Below are 17,513 nucleotides of genomic sequence, written 5' to 3'. Positions count from 1 at the left end.
GCGCCGTCCGCCGCCCGCCGGCTGGCCGCGCCGCTCACACCAGCCGATACCCCGCCCCACGGACCGTCTCGATGCGATCCGCGCCCAGCTTCTGGCGGAGGTAGCCGATGTAGACGTCGGCGACGTTCGATCCGGGGTCGAAGTCGAAGCCCCACACCCGGCTGAGCAGCTGCTCGCGGCTGAGCACCTGACCGGGGTGGCGCACGAGCTCCTCGGCGAGCGCGAACTCGCGCGCCGACAGCACGATCTCCCTGCCCGCGACGGAGGCCGTGCGCTGACGCACGTCGAGCACGATGTCGCGGTGCTGCAGTTCCAACCCTTTCGCCGCCGGCTCCCGTCGGATGCGCAGCCGGATGCGGGCGACCAGTTCGTCGAATCGGAAGGGCTTTCCGAGGTAGTCGTCGGCTCCCCCCTCCAGACCCGCCACGGTGTCTTCGAGCTCGACTCGGGCGGTCAGCATGATGACGGGCACGGCGGAGCCCGAACCGCGAAGCTGCTCCAGCACCTCGAACCCCGTCATCCCGGGCAGGTTGACGTCGAGCACGACGAGGTCGAACTCCCCCGAGAGGGCGAGTCCGAGGGCCTCGCGGCCGTCGCCGGTGACGCGGGTCGCGTAGCCCGCCGAGCGCAGGCCCTTGTCGATGAAGGACGAGATGCGGGTTTCGTCGTCGACGATGAGGATGGATGCCACGTCAGTCCTCCGGGCGATCGAGAGCGGGGGTGCGGCGGGGCAGCGGCGGCCGCGGGGGGATCGGGATGGGTGCGGCGGGGGCGTTCCCGGTGTCGGACGAGGTGTCGGAGACGAGCGGGACGGTCAACACGAACTCGGCCCCCGGTCCGTTCGCCGGGTCCCGCACGGTCGCCGTGCCGCCGTGATTGTCGGCGATGGCCGCCACGATGTTGAGACCGAGACCGCTGCCGCCGCGTCCGTCGTCAGCCGCTCCCCGGTGGAAGCGCTCGAAAACGCGCTCGCGCTGGTCGACGGGCACCCCGTGGCCGTGGTCCCGGACGTACAGGTCGAGCATCTCGCCGCTTCGCCGCACTCCCAGGACGAGATCGCTGCCACCGTGGCTCACGCCGTTCTGCGCCAGTTGCAGCAGAGCCTGCGTGATCCGCGCCCGGTCGACGACCGCGTGGACCGGGGCGAGCGTGCCCAGCCGCACCGTCGCCCCCTCGATGCCCCGTACCTTCACGGCGACCTGCTCGACGAGCGCCGCCATGTCGGTCGTCTGCAGGCGAAGTGGGCTCGGCCCGCGCAGGGCCGCTTCCTGGGTGAGGTCCTGAATGAGACGCCCCATCCTCGACAGCTCGTCCAGAGCGAGGGCGCGGGTGGATCGCACGTCGGCGGGGTCGTCCACGTCCATCACGTCGAGGTGACCGCTGACGATGGTCACCGGGGTCTTCAGCTCGTGTCCGACGTCGCTGAGGAGCGTGCGCTGGGCACCGAGCGCGCTGTCGAGGCGGTCGAGCATGTCGTTCATCGTGGCGGCGAGCGCGCTCACGTCGTCGTTGCCCTCGACCGGGAGTCGTTCGGCGAGGGAGCGCGCCGACACGCGGGCGGCGGTCTCGCGCATGCGACGCAGGGGCTGGAGCAGCCGCGCGGCGACGAGACCGGCGCTGGCCGCGATGACGACGAGGGCGATCGCGGCGGCGACGAGGTACACGCGGGCGGCGTCGTCGATCTCGGCGAGTTCGCCCTCGAGGTCGTAGGCCGTGATGAACATCACCGAAGAGGGCGGCGGTGATCCCTCGACCGCGATCGGAGCGGCGAGATAACGCCAGGCGACCCCCTCTTCGGCGTACGTGCCGATGACGGGGTCGCCCTGGGTCACCGAGGTGACGTGGGGCACGAAGCCGGGCGCGGACTGCAGATCGACGTCGAGCGGCACCCCCGGGATGAAGGCGGCCACTCCGTCGATGACGCCGAGGGCACCGGTGTTGTCGTCGGGGCTGATGCGCGTGACCGTGGCTTCGAGAGCCGCGGTCGACGACGTCCAGGCCGCTTCCCCGTTCCCCGCCGCGACGAGGGCCCGGGCCGACTCCAGGGCCGCCTCCAGACGGGTGTCGACGGCCGCCAGGATGCGGGTGCGCTCGACCAGGTAGACGGCGGCGCCGACCGACATCAGGCCGATCGCGGCGACCACGGTGATGACCACGACGATGCGCGTGCGAACGGTCCACCCGCCGCCTGTTGCAGAGGCGGGCGCCGATCCCATGCGCTTCAGTATGACGGGGGGATGCCGCGGGGGCCGACGAAATAAGAAGGCTCTCACGATCGTCTTCCCGCGCCCTTACCGGCGAGCGACAGGCTCGAATCACCTCACCACGGATGGAGTCCTCGAATGTCTCGTCGCGCTTGGATCGGCACCGCCCTCATCGCCGTCGCCGCCTTCGGAGCGATCGGCGCGACCGCAGCCGTCGCCGCCGCGTTCGAGCCGCGCACCTCGACCGAGCGCGTCCTCCCCGGCGGCACGCTCACCGGCGGACCCGCCCCGGCCACTCCGGCGCCGACGCCCGACGTCGATCCGTCCGCGATCCCCACCGAGCAGGCGCCCGCAGCCCCGGAGCAACCGGCGGCCCCCGCCGCCCCGCAGCCGGTCGCACCGGCCGCGCCGCAGCCGGTCGATCCTCCGGCACCGGTGCCGGTCTCGCCGGCCGATGACGACGATGACTCGGATGATGACGTCGACGACGATGGGGACGACGGCGACGACGACTGATTCTCGGGGTCGCGACGGAAGGGGAGGCCGGGGACACCGTCCCGTCTGCGAATCGAGCCCGTTGCGCGGGGACGCCGTCGCGCGCGCGTCCCCCCGGACGATCTTCGCGGGCCGCCGAGTCCTGGCATCCTGGAGCTCTCCCCCGCTCTTCCCGAGGAACCCGATGCCGTCAGCCGCTCTCGTCCACATCCGCGACACCCGCCCGGACGCCCCGCACTACCAAGCGCTGCTCGATGATCTCAACGGCGGTGCCGTCACGGCCCTGCGCGCAGCCGGGTGGGACGTCGATCTCCGCCCCGCGGCCGATGAGTCCCTCGACACCCTGCTCGACGCCGCCCGCCGCGCCGACGTCGTCGTCATCCTCGGCGGCGAGGACGTCGACCCGCAGGCGTACGGGTCGCCCGATCTCCGGCCGCGCTGGACCCCCTACGACACCGCGGCTGACGAGGCCCAGCTGGCCGTCATCCGTGACACCGTCGCCGCCGGGCGCCCCCTGCTCGGCATCTGCCGCGGGATGCAGCTCGTCAACGTCGCCCTCGGCGGCACCCTGCACCAGGACATCGCGGGCCACCGCGGCTCGGTCGGAGATCCGTTCGTCGCCACCGCCGTCCGCTTCGACCGCCCCGACCCGATCTCCGCGGCCGGCGACCTCCTGTGCAGCCACCACCAGTCGGTCGACCGCCTGGGAGAGGGACTGGATGCCACGGCTCGCGCCGCCGACGGCACCATCGAGGCCGTGCGCCACAGGGAACTCCCCGTGTGGGCGTATCAGTGGCACCTCGAGCACCCGCTGTCGGCGGACCGTCAACTCGTGCCGGCGATGGCGGCGCTGCTCACCGCGAGCACGGCGTAGTTCGCAGGCGCACGCGCCATCGCAGCACGTCCACCGGCAGCGCGATTCAGCGGGACCTGCCAGTCGGGCCGATCGTCAGCAGCGGAGATGTCAGCGAGGAGGTGGCGTCTGGCGTCTGGCGGGAATATCGCGCTCCGTCATGCCCGATCGCCGCGAGACCGAGGCAGATCCTGTGAGGAACCGGCCAGTGATCGCGTCCCGCCTCACTCCGCCCACGCGATACACACCGTTGCCGATGCTCTGAAAGGAGCTGCTGTTGTTCGTCACGGAGCCTCGCTTTCCCTTCTAATGATGCTACCGCTGTCACGGTCAGTGAGAACAGAACCGATCCGCGCACCCCACTCGTTGGCGAGATTCGAGAATGCGTCCTGCCACATGACAGTCGATGACTCGAATCGAGCGGCGCTGTCAGGCAGTCCGATTGTCAGCGCTGCCAACGTCATCGGTGGATGGTCCGGAAAGTCCACGATGATCGGAGCCGCAAGCACGGACTTCCACCGACGGATGAGAGTCGTGTCGAGATCTTGTATGAGCACGGTATCCGCACCCAGAGCCTGGCCCGCGATCCACGGACTGTCGAAGCCGATCTCGACGGCCCGGAGGCCGTCGCGATCCAGATGAACGCGGTCACCGGACGCCCATCGAACGACAGTTCCCGCACCGTCGGCGAGCCATAGCGTGATGTTCAATTCGTCGACGTCGAGGGCAGACTTCATTCGCCGCGCGTCTCCCCTGAGAGCATCAACGTACCCGTTCTGCAGCGACTCGAAGCGTTCGCGATGGATGTGCCATAGCCGCTCAGCGCGTTCCTTAGGGGCAAGGTATCCAGGCTGATTGACGTATCGAAGCTCCCGAATCACCTGTGCAGCGTCGGCATGATCGTTGAGAAGAACCGGCCTCAGGCCTACCGCTTGCCATTGTCGCTCCAGTGCTGCTTCCAGAGCCACGAACTCGGACCGCGACACCGCAAAGCCCTGGCGCGCCAGGAGGACGACGGCCGAGTGCCCTTCCGGCGCTTCTTTGCCCGCGGCATGCAGCCATTGGCGGACATCGGGGTCTCGATAGGACGTCCCCGCGATGATCAGCGCACCCCGCGCAAGCGCATCTCGGAGGTAGACCTTCTGCCACGCGTCGCTCGCGGCGAGCACCTCGAGGAAGTCCGTCAGTGTCAAGACCACATCAAACGAGCCCGTCGGATCCACAACACCGTGCAGATGATGAACTGCATAGTCTGGCGGCCGCTCGTGGGAGTCGGTCACAGATCTGACCTCGGCCAGCGCCACCTCCCGAAGTGCATCCTCAAGGAGGGCGTCGAAATTGAGCGTCGCCAGACTTGTGTCGTCGGCCTTGCCCTGAAGGGCATGGGCCGCAACAGCGAGATGCAATGCCGAGGACGAGAGCGAGGTCACGCCGGAGTACAGAGCGGCGCGTACCTTGCTTTCCCACTGGCGGGCTTCGAACCCCGCCTTGGCGGCCTCAACGACGATGAGTGGGTCCTGCCTGTCGAGAAGAAGCCCGGCGGCGCGTTCGTCTGCGACCGCCTTGCTCCCCACCAGGAGTCGAGTGACCAGTTCGTCCCATCCGGGTAGCCCGGAGGTCGTCGAGGCGCCGGCGCCGAGCAACAGGGTCGTGTGCTTCTCGGCCCCGCACTCTCGGAAGGCCGCCATCAGCTCCGCCGACAGATCCGGTGCACTCATCGGCTCATCATGCCGCAGGGCGACAACTTGTCGCACAGATCCTGAACACCTGTTGAAACTCGGACTCGATAATTCGTGGCACGCGCGAAAGCGCACGAGCTGCGCACCAACTCCCCCGGTGAGATCGCACCGGCATGATGCATCCGATCCTCAGTCCAACAGCAGCGCCGGCTCCTCCAGCACGGATGCCACATCGGCGATGAAGCGGGAGATCCCGTCGCCGTCGACCACGCGGTGGTCGAACGAGCCCGACACCGTGGTCACCCAGCGAGGGCGCACCTCGCCGTCGACGACCCACGGCTTCTGACGGATCGCGCCGAGGGCGATGATGCCGGCCTCACCGGGGTTGATGATCGGGGTACCGGCATCCACTCCGAACACGCCGATGTTGGTGATCGTGAACGTGCCGCCGGACTGGTCGGCGAGGCTCGTCTTGCCCTCGCGGGCCGTGAGCGTGAGGTGCTCGAGCGCCTTGGCCAGCTCGCGCGTGTTCATGCCCTGCGCGTCCTTGATGTTCGGCACGAGCAGGCCCCGCGGGGTCGCGGCGGCGATGCCGAGGTTGACGTAGTGACGCACGCTGATCTGCGCGCCGTCTTCGGTGTCGACCCACGCGGCGTTGATCATGGGCGTGCGGCGCAGGGCCCAGATCACGGCGCGGGCCATGATCAGCAGCGGCGAGATCTTGACGTCGGCGAAGTCGGCCGAGGCCTTGAGGCGCTTGACGAGCTCCATGGTGCGCGAGGCGTCGACGTCGACCCACACCGACACGTGCGGGGCCGAGTACGCGCTCGAGGTCATCGCGTTGGCTGTGGCCTTGCGCACACCGCGGACGGGGATCGACTCCTCGCGCGCGTCGGTGACGGGCCCGGTCGTCGCGACGGGAGCCGGCGCGGCCGGGGCGGAAACGGTGATCGTCTCCTCGCGCACGTCGCCCCACGCGGGCGTCTCGATGTTGCGGAACACGCTGGCCTGCTCGGCGTGCTTCACCACGTCGTCGCGGGTCACCTCGCCGGCGGGACCGCTCGGCGGCACGGCCGACAGGTCGACGCCCAGGTCGCGCGCGAGCTTGCGGATCGGGGGCTTGGCGACGACGCCGACGGAGGCCGCGACCGGACGCTCAGCGGGCTTGCGCCGCCGCGACGACACCGCGCCACCGGTGCCGTAGCCGACGAGCACGGCGCCGCCCGGGTCGCTGGGCTCGGGGACCGTGGTCGGGGCGGAGGGCGCCGGGGATGCGGCATCCGCGGAGCCGATCGTGATGATCGGGGCGCCGACCTCGACGGTGGCCCCCTCGGATGCCAGCAGCTCGCCGACCGTGCCCGAGTAGGGCGAGGGTAGCTCGACGAGCGACTTGGCGGTCTCGATCTCCACGATCACGTCGTTGACGGCGACGGTGTCACCCGGCGCGACGCGCCACTGCACGATCTCGGCCTCGGTGAGGCCTTCTCCGACATCGGGGAGAACGAAGGTCTGATCGGTCACGGTGTGTCCTTTACTCGGGAGCCAGCATTGCACCGGCGTCGCCGCAACGGAATGTCCGGTGGGCGGGAGGGCAGCGGGTCAGTAGGCCAGAGACCGGTCGACGGCCTCGAGGATGCGGTCGGCGTCGGGCAGGTATACGCCCTCGAGCTTCGCGGGCGGGAAGGGCACGTCGAAGCCGGAGACCCGCAGCACGGGCGCCTCGAGCGCGAAGAACGCCTTCTCCATGACGGTCGCGGCGATCTCGGAACCGAGCGAGGTGAAGCCCGGTGCCTCCTGCGCGTAGACCATGCGACCCGTGCGACGCACGGAGTCGAGCAGCGGCCCGTAGTCGACCGGCGACAGCGACCGCAGGTCGATGACCTCGCAGCTCGTGCCCTCGCTCTCGGCGAGCGCCGCCGCCTGCAGCAGCGTCGTCACCATCGCGCCGTGACCGACGAGGGTCACGTCGGTGCCGCGGCGCACGACGCGGCTGGCATGCAGCGGCAGGGCCGGCGCCGACGTGTCGACGTCGCCCTTCTGCCAGTACTTCGCCTTGGGCTCGAAGAAGACGACCGGGTCGGGTGAATCGATCGCCTGCTGGATCATCCAGTAGGCGTCGTTCGCGTTCGAGGGGCTGACCACGCGGAGACCCGGGGTGTGCGTGAAGTACGCCTCGGGACTCTCCTGGTGGTGCTCGACGGCGCCGATGTGCCCGCCGTACGGGATGCGGATGACGACGGGCATCTGCAGCGCGCCCTCGTGGCGGTTCGTGAGCTTGGCGAGCTGCGAGGTGATCTGGTCGAACGCGGGGAAGACGAACCCGTCGAACTGGATCTCCAGCACGGGGCGGAACCCGCCCATCGCGAGGCCGATGGCGGTGCCGACGATGCCCGACTCCGCCAGCGGGGAGTCGATGACGCGGCGGGCACCGAAGTCCTTCTGCAGTCCCTCGGTCACCCGGAACACGCCGCCGAGCGGGCCGATGTCCTCGCCCATCAACAGGACGCGGTCGTTCGTCTCGAGGGCGCGGCGAAGGCCGGCGTTCAGTGCGCGGCTGATCGGAAGGTTCTCGGTCACTGGGCGTCCCCGTCCATCGACGTCTCGTAGTCGTCGAGCCAACGCTGCTCCTCCTGAAGGAGCGCGTGCGCCTCGGAGTAGACGCTCTCGAACATGTGGGCCCGGGGGATCGACCCGAGCTCGTTGGTGCGCACGCGCACGTCGTGCGCCAGGGCGGCACCTTCGGCATCCGCGTCGTCGAAGAACTGCTGCGGCGCGCCGCGCCCCTCGAGGAACGCGCGGAGGCGCGCGATCGGGTCGCGCCGGCCCCACGACTGCTCCTCGTCGGAGGTGCGGTACTTCGTGGGGTCGTCGCTGGTGGTGTGAGCGCCCATGCGGTAGGTCATCGCCTCGATCGCGCGAGGACCGCCGCCGGCCCGCGCTTCGTCGAGCGCGACCTTCGACACGGCGTAGCTGGCGAGGACGTCGTTGCCGTCGACCTGGAGGCTCGGGATGCCGTAGCCCTCGCCGCGCTTGTACAGCGGCGAGCGCGACTGCGTCGAGACGGGCACCGAGATGGCCCACTGGTTGTTCTGCAGGAAGAACACCTCGGGGGTCTGGAAGCTCGCGGCGAAGACCATGGCCTCGTGCACGTCGCCCTGGCTGGACGCGCCGTCGCCGTAGTAGACGATGACGGCCTCGTCGCGCTCGGGGTCACCCGTGGCCGTCTTGCCGTCGAACACCAGACCCATCGCGAGCCCCGTGGCGTGCAGCGTCTGCGCGCCGAGGACGAGCGTGTAGATGTGGGTGTTGCCGTTCTTGGGGTCGGACGGGTCCCACCCGCCGTGCGTGAGTCCGCGCATGAGCCGGATGATGTCGAGCGGGTCGACGCCGCGGATGCGGGTGACCACGTGCTCGCGGTACGAGGGGAAGACGTGATCCTGCGCACGCGCGGCGCGGGCGGAGCCGACCTGCGCGGCCTCCTGCCCGAACGACGGCGGCCACAGGGCCAGCTGGCCCTGGCGCTGCAGGTTGGTGGCCTGCACGTCGAAGGCGCGGATCGAGACCATGTCGCGATAGAACGTCTCGAGTTCGGCGTCGGTCAGGGCGTCGATGAGCGGCAGGTAGCGCTCGGCCGCGGGCGTGGGCGCCAGCGTGCCGTCGGCTGCCAGAACGCGCACGAGAGCGGGATCGTCGAGCGGGGTCATGTCCCCACGCTAACGCCCGACCCATGCGGACGACCGCATGAGGTCCACAACGGATGACGGAATCCGCCGTTGACGTCGGACAAACGGATGCCGCGCTCGCGACGCCGAGTCGGTTCCCGGTCCCTTCGACGAGCTCAGGAACCTCCCCCGCGACGCACGCGAGGTGGCTGAGCCTGTCGAAGCGACCGGGATCGGGCCGGCGACGAGCGCGCGTCGCGCGTCAGCGCTGTGCGGCGGCGACCTCGACGACGCGGTCGAGCGATTCTTCTTCGCCGATGGAGATGCGGATGCCGTCGCCCGCGAACGGGCGGACGATGAGGCCCGCGGCCTCGAACGCGCCGGCGACCTCGAGCGTGCGCTCACCCGCGGCGAGCCACACGAAGTTGCCCTGCGCGTCGGGCACATCCCATCCGGTCTCGCGCAGGCGGTCGACCAGGCGGTCGCGACGCTCGGCGATGACCTTGACGCGGTGGAGGAGTTCGCTCTCGGCATCCAGGCTCGACAGGGCGGCCGCTTCGCCGGCGGCGGTGACCGACAGCGGGATCGCGGTGCTGCGGGCGGCGTTGAGGACGGACTCGTTGCCGATGGCGTAACCGACGCGCAGGCCCGCCAGGCCGTACGCCTTGGAGAACGTGCGGAGCACGACCACGTTGGGGCGGTCCAGCACCGCGCGCACGCGAGCACCCTCGACCGAGGTCGGGTCGGTGACGAACTCGGCGTACGCCTCGTCGAGCACGATGAGCACGTCGCGCGGCACCTCGTCGACGAACGCGGCGAACTCGTCGTAGCCGACGGTCGGACCGGTGGGATTGTTGGGGCTGCACACGATCACCAGCCGTGTGCGGTCGGTGACGGCCGCGGCCATGGCCGGCAGATCGTGACGCGCGTCGGCGGTCAGCGGCACCTGCACGCTCGTCGCCCCGGTCACCGCGACGAGCGACGGGTAGGCCTCGAAGGAGCGCCACGCGTAGACGACCTCGTCGCCGGGGCCGGAGGTCGCCAGCAGCAGCTGCGCGAGCAGCGAGACGCTGCCGGCGCCGACGTGCACCTCGTCGGGCGAGACGCCGGAGCGCGCGGCCAGCCGTTCGCGCAGGCGTGCGGCCGTGGCATCCGGGTATCTGTTGAACGCACCCGCGGCGTGGACCGCCTCGAGCACGCCGGGGAGGGGCTCGAAGGGGTTCTCATTGCTCGAGAGCTTGAACGAATCGGGGCTGGCCTGCCGGCCCTGTCGATACGCGGGCAGCGCGGCGATCTCGGGGCGGATACGGGGCAGAACCGGCTCGTCACTCACCCCGCGAGCCTAACCGCGGGGCCCACGGGTTCGTCAGTCCCTCTTTCCGACTCCTCCTCCCCCGGCCGCGGCCGTTCACCGCGCCGCGCACACCCTCGGCGGGACCGCGTCCACGTGCCACGATGGGGGCATGCGCTTCGTCGTCCGCGTCGCCGTCAACGCCTTCGCCATCTGGATCGTCACCCTGCTGCCCGCGCTGCAGGTGCGCCTCATCCCCTTCGCCCCCGGCGAGTGGCTGCAGGTGCTGCTCACGCTGCTGCTGGTCGGCCTGATCTTCGCGCTCGTGAACACCATCGTGGGCACGGTGGTCAAGATCGTCGCCATTCCGCTCTACATCCTCACGCTGGGGTTGATCTCGTTGATCATCAACGGTTTCCTGCTCTGGCTGACGGCGGTGATCACCGAGAACTGGGACTGGGGCCTTCGCACCGGGGAGTTCTGGCTCACGGTCGTGGCGGCTCTCCTGATCGGCCTCATCAACGCCGTGCTCGGCGGCATCCTCCGCCCCCGGCGCGAGGAGCGCGAGCGGCGCTGAACCGTGCCGGTCGCGTCGCACGACCCAGGTCCCTGAGCCCGCTGAAGGGACCCACGCGCCCCGGAGGCTTCGACAGGCTCAGCCTCCTCCACCCACAATCCCCGCGCGCAGCCCAGGCCCCCGAGCCCGTCTAAGGGGCCGGAACCCGCGCAAAGCCGGAGGCTTCGACAGGCTCAGCCTCCTCCGCCCATAACCCCCGCGCGCAGCCCAGGCCCCCGAGCCCGTCGAAGGGGCCGCGACCCGCGCAAAGCCGGAGGCTTCGACAGGCTCAGCCTCCTCCGCCCGGAATCGACGGGTGCGGACGCGGCGTGTCCCCGCCATGATGGATGGATGACCGCGAACGCCGACGCGCCCTTCCGCGTCGTCTTCGTCTGCAGCGGCAACATCTGCCGGTCGCCGATGGCCGACGTGGTCTTCCGCCACCTCGCCGAGAGCGCGGGCCTCGGTGCGCGCGTCTCGTCGAGCTCGGCCGGAACGGGCGACTGGCACGTCGGCGAACGTGCCGACCACCGCACCCTCGCGGCCCTCGACCGCCTCGGATACGACGGGGCCACCCACCGCGCCCGGCAGTTCCAGTACGCCGACTTCACGCGCAACGACCTCGTCGTCGCCCTCGATCGCAGCCACGAACGGGTGCTGCGCGGCTGGGCCCAGGGAGACGACGACACCGACAAGATCGCTCTCCTGCAGTCGTTCCTCCCGGATGCCGAGACCCTCGATGTGCCCGACCCGTACTACGCCGGGGCCCCGATGTTCGACGAGGTGCTCGGTATGATCGAACGGGCCAGCCGCGCTCTGTTCCGGCAGCTCGAGCCCGCCATCCGCTCCGCGGGCTGACCTTTCCGCGCGACCTTCGGGAGACCCGTGTCCTCTCTGCCTCCGCAGCCCCTCAGCCCGCTCGACGGACGGTACTTCGCCACCGTGTCCGAGATCGGCGACTACCTGTCGGAGGCGGGCCTGAACCGTGCCCGCGTCGAGGTCGAGGTCGAGTGGCTGCTCGCCCTGACCGACCGCTCGCTCTTCGGCACCTCGCCGGTGTCCGACGCCGACCGCGCGAGACTGCGCGGGCTGTACGAGGACTTCGGCGCCGACGAGATCGCCTGGCTCGCAGACAAGGAAGCTGTCACGCGGCACGACGTGAAGGCGGTCGAGTACCTCGTACGCGACCGACTCGACACCCTCGGGCTGACCGGGCTCGCCGAGCTGACGCACTTCGCCTGCACCAGTGAAGACATCAACTCCACCGCCTACGCCCTCACCGTGCAGCGCGCGGTGGAGCGCGTGTGGCTGCCCAAGCTCCGCTCGGTCACGGCCGCTCTCGCCGCGCTCGCGGTCGAGCACCGCGATGCCGCGATGCTGTCGCGCACCCACGGCCAGCCGGCCACGCCCACCACCATGGGCAAAGAGATCGGTGTCTTCGCGTGGCGCCTCGAGCGCGTCATCCGTCAGCTGGATGCCGGCGAGTACCTCGCGAAGTTCTCGGGAGCGACCGGCACCTGGTCGGCGCACGTCGCCGCCGAGCCCGACGTCGACTGGCCGGAGCTCACCCGTACGTTCATCGAGTCGCTCGGCCTCGGCTTCAACCCGGTGACGACGCAGATCGAGTCGCACGACTGGCAGGTCGAGCTGTACGACCGCGCGCGTCATGCGGGCGGCATCCTGCACAACCTCGCCACCGACATCTGGACGTACATCTCGCTCGGCTACTTCACGCAGATCCCGGTCGCCGGGGCCACCGGGTCGTCGACGATGCCGCACAAGATCAACCCGATCCGCTTCGAGAACGCCGAGGCGAACCTCGAGATCGCCGGCGGACTCTTCAGCACCCTGGCATCCACCCTCGTGACCAGCCGGCTGCAGCGCGACCTGACCGACTCCACGACGCAGCGCAACATCGGCGTCGCTTTCGGGCACTCGCTGCTCGCTCTCGACAACCTGCAGCGCGGGCTCACCGAGATCTCGCTCGCCGAAGACGTGCTGCTGGCCGACCTCGACGTGAACTGGGAGGTGCTCGCCGAAGCCATCCAGACGGTGGTGCGCGCCGAGATCGCCGCCGGCCGCTCGCAGATCACCGACCCGTACGCCCTGCTGAAGGACCTCACGCGCGGTCGCCGTGTCGGCGCGCCCGAGCTGGCCGAGTTCGTCCGCGGCCTCGACATCGGCAACGCCGCGAAGCAGCGCCTGCTCGCGCTCACGCCCGCGGCGTACGCCGGACTGGCGTCGCGGGTGGTCGACTCGCTGTAGCGCGCGACCGGCGCGGGGCTGCGCTGCGCTGCGCCCTTTCGCTTTGTGTGTCCACAACACCCGGACGATCCTCCTGCGCGTCCGGGGGTCTTGGACACTCGAGCTGGTGGGCGCGCGCGGCCCGCGCGACGGCGCCTCATCCCGCCGACGATCGGGACGCACCACACTGTCCCCGCAGAAATGCCTGGACTCTGCGGCGATCCGCGACATACAATGTTGACGTCAACATCCCCCGACCCCTGGGTCACCCGTGCGCCGCATCGTCGCGGCGCGGATCGGAAAAGACGCGATGACGCATCGACGCCCCCTGACCGCTCGCCGCCTTCTGGCGGCCGCGACGGCCGCTGTTCTGGCCGCCGCCCTGGCATCCCCGCTCGCGGCGGTCGCCGCCACGGGCGTGCCGACGAACCCGAACGACGGGGTGCCGCGGATCGATCCACCGGTGACCTACGACAAGTTCCAGCCCCTCGCCGACCCTGGCATGAGCGCCGCCGACTACTTCCAGCCGAAGTGGTACGACACCGATGGGCGTCACATCCAGGCGCACGGCGGTCAGGTCGTGACGACCGAGGAGAACGGCCAGACCGTCTACTACTGGTACGGGGAAGACCGCACGAACGGCTACTGGAACAGCCCCGGCGTCGCGGTGTACCGGTCGACGGATGCCAAGAACTGGACCAACCTCGGCGACGCCCTGCGCAGCATCAGCACGCGCGACGACCTGCTGACGCCCTACTTCGAAGACCTGTACGACACCGTCGACGATGCCGGCCAGCCCCGCAACGACAAGATCGACGCCCTCGCGTACCACTTGAACTCGACGCGGGAATCCGATTACACGGCCATCTTCGAGCGACCCAAGGTGCTGCAGAACGAGAAGACCGGCCAGTGGGTCATGTGGTGGCACGCCGACGGACGCATCGAGCCCGGTGGCAGCACCTACGCGCGCTCGATGGCTGCCGTGGCCGTGTCGGACTCCCCCGCCGGACCGTTCCGCATGACGGGCGCCTTCCGCATGCCGAACCGCTCGAACTACCAGGCGTGCACGCAGTACGCCGTGCCCGGCCAGGCGCGTGACATGACCGTGTTCAAGGACGACGACGGCAAGGCGTACATCTCGTACTCGTCGGAGGAGAACTACAGCCTCTACGTCGCCGAGCTCGACGACAGCTACACGAACGTCACCCACACGACCGACAGCGACACCCTCGACGTGAAGCAGTACTCCGAGGACGGCCGCTACCCGTACGTCTTCGCCGACGGCACCCCCGAGGCGCCGGTACGGGGTGAGGACTTCCAGATCGTCAAGGAGTGCGGCCACCTCGAGGCCCCCGCGATCTTCGAGCGTGACGGCACCTACAGCGTCGTCACCTCGGGCGCGACCGGATGGGCACCCAACCCGCAGACGTACTACACGACGCAGGATCTGATGGGCACGTGGATCCGCGGCATCGAGCCGAACGACGTGAACGAGACGGTGTCGTACAACGCCATCCCCGACGGCGGCGACGGGCTGCTCTCGATCGGCGACGCGCGGAGAACGACCTTCGGTTCGCAGACGACGAACGTGTTCGAGCTCGAACCGGGCAAGTTCGTCTACATGGGCGACCGGTGGAACGAGGGCAAATCCGACTCCACCTACGTCTGGCTCCCGCTCACCGTGGGCGAGAACGGGCGTCTCGAGATGCACAACCCCGCGGCGGAGGACCCCGCGCGCTACGGCACGGGATGGAACGCCTCGTACTGGGATGACAAGGGCTTCGGCCACGGCACGTGGAAGGTCGTCGACGACCGCCTCCCCGACACCGTCCGTCGCGGGTCGACCGCCGCCCTGCCGGCCACCGTCTCGGTGGAGGTGGACGGGCGGAGCACCGACGTGGGCGTGACCTGGTCGTCGCTCGACACCGGACGCCTCGGCACCCGCACACTCACGGGCACCCTCGCCGCGGATGCCGACTTCACCGCCGGTCGCACCTTCACCCGCACCGTCGTCGTCGACGAGCCCGGCATCGTGCAGATCGCGCCCGAGGCCGCGGTCTCGGCATCCCATCGCAACGATCTCGCCCGCACGGTGATCGACGGCCGGGTCTCGAAGGGATGGGACGACTGGTCGAGCACCGGCTACCCGCGCGACAGTTGGCTGTCGTTCGAGTGGGACAGCGCGCGCGCCATCGACTCGATCGTCGTCGACACCTACAAGGACGGCGCCACCGCGACGTGGCCGTCGCGCATCGAAGTGCAGTATCGCGACGCGAACGGCGCGTGGGTCACCTCGCAGGTGGCCGCGACCGTCGCCCAGGATGCCACGAAGCCCGCGCCCGTCGTCACCCTCGACACCCGGGCGCTCGCCCCGATGAGCGCGCTGCGCCTGCGGATGACCACGCAGACGAACACGTGGCAGTCGATCGCCGAGGTGTCCATCTGGGGTCAGGCCGGCGTGCCCAACGTCTGCCGCGCGGCCGACGCCACGGTGACCGCCTCGTTCTGGCAGACCCGCTACGAGACCATGACGCCGAACCTCGCCTGCGACGGCCGACGGGGGACGTCGTGGTCGACCTGGAGCGACACCGCCCTCAAGGACAGCTCGACGTTCACCCTGACCACCGGGACCGCTCGCGGGATCGGCGGCGTGGAGTTCACCAACACCGAGGGCAAGGTGACCGGCGTGAGCGCCGAGTACCGTACCGCGGACGGCGTGTGGACGCCGGTGACCCCGATCGGTGCCGCACCCGCGGTGGTGAACAACGCCAAGACTGTCCTGAGCTTCGAGCCGGTGCGCGCCACCGGGCTGCGCCTGACCTTCGCCACCCCGGGGTCGTACCTGAAGATCCCCGAGATCCTCGTGCCCGAGGTCGTGGTACCGCCCAAGGCCACCGCCACGGTGACCTCGCGCTGCATCAGCGGGCGCGTCACGCTGGTCACCACGGTGCGCAACGGCGAGACGACGCCGGTCGATGTCGAGGTCACCTCTCCCTGGGGCAGCCGGACCCTCACCGCCATGAAGCCCGGGGCGACCACCTCGGTCGCGCAGGCGACGCGTGCGGCCGCGATCGACGGCGGATCGGTGACGGTGACGACGTCGGCCGGTGACGTCCGAGGGACGCAGACCGTGCCGATCGCCGCTGCCAGCTGCCGCTGATCGACCACGCTCCCGCCCCCGGCTCGCGACCGACCCGACCGTCGCGCCGCCGGGGGCGGGAGTGTTCTGCCACCCCCGGTCTCCGCCGGACGGCGCCCGCCGCATCGATCCCGCCGACGAACGGACACCAGGGGCACGACCGGGCGGGACAATGGATGCCATGCGCGCGATGATCATGGACGCCCTGGCCGAGCCCCTCGAGGTGCGCGACGTCGAGGCGCCGCGCGCGCCGGACGGCGGAGTGGTCGTCGAGGTGTTCGCCACGGGACTGTGCAAGAGCGACTGGCACGCCTGGGTCGGGCATGACGACGTCACCCTCCCGCACGTACCGGGCCACGAGCTGGCCGGCCTCATCGTCGAGGTGGGTGCGGGCGTGCAGCGCTGGCATGTCGGCGACCGCGTCACCGTGCCGTTCGTCATGGGGTGCGGAGTGTGCGAGTGGTGTCTGAGCGGCAACGCGCAGGTGTGCCCCGACCAGCAGCAGCCCGGGTTCACGCAGTGGGGCTCGTTCGCCGAGCGGGTCGTGCTGCGCGCGGCCGACACGAACGTCGTGCGCATTCCGGACGGCGTCTCGTTCGAGGCGGCGGCGGCCCTCGGATGCCGCTTCGCCACCGCCTACCGCGCACTCACCGGTCGCGCGCGCGTGCAGGCGGGCGAGTGGATCACGGTGGTCGGCGCCGGGGGCGTGGGCTTGAGTGCCGTGATGATCGGGGCGGCTCTGGGCGCGCGGGTGATCGCGGTCGACCGCACGCCGGCGGCTCTCACGGCCGCGCGACGGCTCGGCGCCGAGCACGCGGTCGTGGCCGACGGATCCGACATCCCGGCCGCGGTGCACGAGCTCACCGGCGGCGGGAGCCACGTGTCGGTCGACGCGGTGGGCAGCGCGCAGACGGCGCGCGACGCCGTGCTCAGCCTGCGACGTCGGGGCCGTCACGTGCAGATCGGCCTGCTGCCCACGTCCGACGGCATGAGCGCCATGCCCATGGCGCGCGTGATCGCGTGGGAGCTCGACCTGCTCGGCAGCCACGGGATGGCGGCGGTGGACTACCCCGAGATGCTGTCGCTCATCGCGAGCGGCGCCCTGCGGCCGCAGGAGCTCATCGAGCGGGTGGTCGGCCTCGGCGAAGCCGCCGCGTTGCTGCCGACCATGGACGCCGCGTCACCCGCGGGCATGACGATGGTGGACCCGCGGCGCGATTGAGCGCGGGCCCGGCCGGAGCGGCGCGGCCGGTTCGGCCGGGCGGTTCGGTGCGGGGCGGGGCGGGGCGGGGCGGTGCAGGTCCGGTCCGGTCCGGTGCGGTCCGGTGCGGAGCGGAGGAGATACGGCGACGGGAGGATCAGCTCCGCCCGCAGACTCCTCCGCTCACCC

The 17,513-nt window shown here is 70.5% G+C and carries 14 protein-coding genes; 7 read left to right on the top strand and 7 right to left on the bottom strand.

Annotated features, from left to right (window positions below):
* Positions 1-34 precede the first annotated feature (34 nt).
* A complete protein-coding gene (locus tag MT347_RS17460) occupies positions 35-691 on the bottom strand; it encodes a response regulator transcription factor (protein WP_243502613.1) in 657 nt (218 codons plus the stop codon).
* A 1-nt stretch (position 692) separates the two neighbouring features.
* Positions 693-2,216 (bottom strand): HAMP domain-containing sensor histidine kinase, encoded by a 1,524-nt coding sequence (locus MT347_RS17455; protein WP_243502612.1) that lies wholly within the window; start codon positions 2,214-2,216, stop codon positions 693-695.
* Between the two features lie 126 nt (positions 2,217-2,342).
* Here MT347_RS17455 and MT347_RS17450 point away from each other — a divergent pair, with 126 nt between their 5' ends.
* Both MT347_RS17450 and MT347_RS17445 read left to right on the top strand, forming a co-directional pair.
* Positions 2,343-2,720 carry a hypothetical protein gene (locus tag MT347_RS17450; RefSeq protein ID WP_243502611.1) on the top strand — a complete coding sequence of 126 codons (378 nt, stop codon included), beginning with the start codon at positions 2,343-2,345 and terminating at the stop codon, positions 2,718-2,720.
* A 163-nt stretch (positions 2,721-2,883) separates the two neighbouring features.
* Positions 2,884-3,573 carry a gamma-glutamyl-gamma-aminobutyrate hydrolase family protein gene (locus tag MT347_RS17445; protein WP_243502610.1) on the top strand — a complete coding sequence of 230 codons (690 nt, stop codon included), beginning with the start codon at positions 2,884-2,886 and terminating at the stop codon, positions 3,571-3,573.
* 263 nt (positions 3,574-3,836) lie between these two features.
* Here the strand turns inward: MT347_RS17445 and MT347_RS17440 are convergent, their stop codons facing one another.
* The 5 genes from MT347_RS17440 to MT347_RS17420 all read right to left on the bottom strand — a co-directional run bounded on the left by MT347_RS17440 (position 3,837) and on the right by MT347_RS17420 (position 10,226).
* Positions 3,837-5,270 (bottom strand): SIR2 family protein, encoded by a 1,434-nt coding sequence (locus MT347_RS17440; protein ID WP_243502609.1) that lies wholly within the window; start codon positions 5,268-5,270, stop codon positions 3,837-3,839.
* A gap of 150 nt (positions 5,271-5,420) precedes the next feature.
* Positions 5,421-6,752, bottom strand: coding sequence for a dihydrolipoamide acetyltransferase family protein (locus tag MT347_RS17435; RefSeq protein WP_243502608.1), 1,332 nt, complete (start codon positions 6,750-6,752; stop codon positions 5,421-5,423).
* Between the two features lie 78 nt (positions 6,753-6,830).
* Complete coding sequence (locus MT347_RS17430; RefSeq protein WP_243502607.1) at positions 6,831-7,808, bottom strand: alpha-ketoacid dehydrogenase subunit beta; 978 nt, start codon at positions 7,806-7,808, stop codon at positions 6,831-6,833.
* A complete protein-coding gene (locus MT347_RS17425; protein ID WP_243502606.1) occupies positions 7,805-8,935 on the bottom strand; it encodes a thiamine pyrophosphate-dependent enzyme in 1,131 nt (376 codons plus the stop codon). Before MT347_RS17425 ends, MT347_RS17430 begins: the two co-directional genes overlap by 4 nt.
* A 220-nt stretch (positions 8,936-9,155) precedes the next feature.
* Positions 9,156-10,226 (bottom strand): histidinol-phosphate transaminase, encoded by a 1,071-nt coding sequence (locus MT347_RS17420; RefSeq protein WP_243502605.1) that lies wholly within the window; start codon positions 10,224-10,226, stop codon positions 9,156-9,158.
* A gap of 130 nt (positions 10,227-10,356) precedes the next feature.
* Here MT347_RS17420 and MT347_RS17415 point away from each other — a divergent pair, with 130 nt between their 5' ends.
* From MT347_RS17415 to MT347_RS17395, 5 genes are all read left to right on the top strand, one after another.
* A complete protein-coding gene (locus MT347_RS17415; protein WP_243502604.1) occupies positions 10,357-10,761 on the top strand; it encodes a phage holin family protein in 405 nt (134 codons plus the stop codon).
* 330 nt (positions 10,762-11,091) lie between these two features.
* Entirely contained in the window at positions 11,092-11,598 is a 507-nt protein-coding gene (locus tag MT347_RS17410) for a low molecular weight protein-tyrosine-phosphatase (RefSeq protein ID WP_243502603.1), read from the top strand.
* Between the two features lie 27 nt (positions 11,599-11,625).
* A complete protein-coding gene (gene purB, locus MT347_RS17405) occupies positions 11,626-13,005 on the top strand; it encodes an adenylosuccinate lyase (protein WP_243502602.1) in 1,380 nt (459 codons plus the stop codon).
* A gap of 289 nt (positions 13,006-13,294) precedes the next feature.
* Positions 13,295-16,144, top strand: a complete 2,850-nt coding sequence (locus MT347_RS17400; protein ID WP_243502601.1) for a discoidin domain-containing protein — start codon at positions 13,295-13,297, stop codon at positions 16,142-16,144.
* 160 nt (positions 16,145-16,304) lie between these two features.
* Positions 16,305-17,345, top strand: coding sequence for a zinc-dependent alcohol dehydrogenase family protein (locus tag MT347_RS17395; protein ID WP_243502600.1), 1,041 nt, complete (start codon positions 16,305-16,307; stop codon positions 17,343-17,345).
* The last annotated feature ends 168 nt before the right edge of the window (positions 17,346-17,513 follow it).

Origin of the sequence: Microbacterium sp. VKM Ac-2923 (assembly GCF_022815605.1) — a bacterium.
Lineage (GTDB): Bacteria > Actinomycetota > Actinomycetes > Actinomycetales > Microbacteriaceae > Microbacterium.
This window is presented reverse-complemented; position numbering and strand designations above follow the sequence as displayed.

Bases quoted from the DNA above. Each gene is read 5' to 3' on its own strand.
- MT347_RS17455 (WP_243502612.1), bottom strand. From the start codon at position 2,216: ATGGGATCGGCGCCCGCCTCTGCAACAGGCGGCGGGTGGACCGTTCGC.
- MT347_RS17450 (WP_243502611.1), top strand. From the start codon at position 2,343: ATGTCTCGTCGCGCTTGGATCGGCACCGCCCTCATCGCCGTCGCCGCC.
- MT347_RS17445 (WP_243502610.1), top strand. From the start codon at position 2,884: ATGCCGTCAGCCGCTCTCGTCCACATCCGCGACACCCGCCCGGACGCC.
- MT347_RS17440 (WP_243502609.1), bottom strand. From the start codon at position 5,270: ATGAGTGCACCGGATCTGTCGGCGGAGCTGATGGCGGCCTTCCGAGAG.
- MT347_RS17425 (WP_243502606.1), bottom strand. From the start codon at position 8,935: ATGACCCCGCTCGACGATCCCGCTCTCGTGCGCGTTCTGGCAGCCGAC.
- MT347_RS17415 (WP_243502604.1), top strand. From the start codon at position 10,357: ATGCGCTTCGTCGTCCGCGTCGCCGTCAACGCCTTCGCCATCTGGATC.
- MT347_RS17410 (WP_243502603.1), top strand. From the start codon at position 11,092: ATGACCGCGAACGCCGACGCGCCCTTCCGCGTCGTCTTCGTCTGCAGC.
- MT347_RS17400 (WP_243502601.1), top strand. From the start codon at position 13,295: ATGACGCATCGACGCCCCCTGACCGCTCGCCGCCTTCTGGCGGCCGCG.
- MT347_RS17395 (WP_243502600.1), top strand. From the start codon at position 16,305: ATGCGCGCGATGATCATGGACGCCCTGGCCGAGCCCCTCGAGGTGCGC.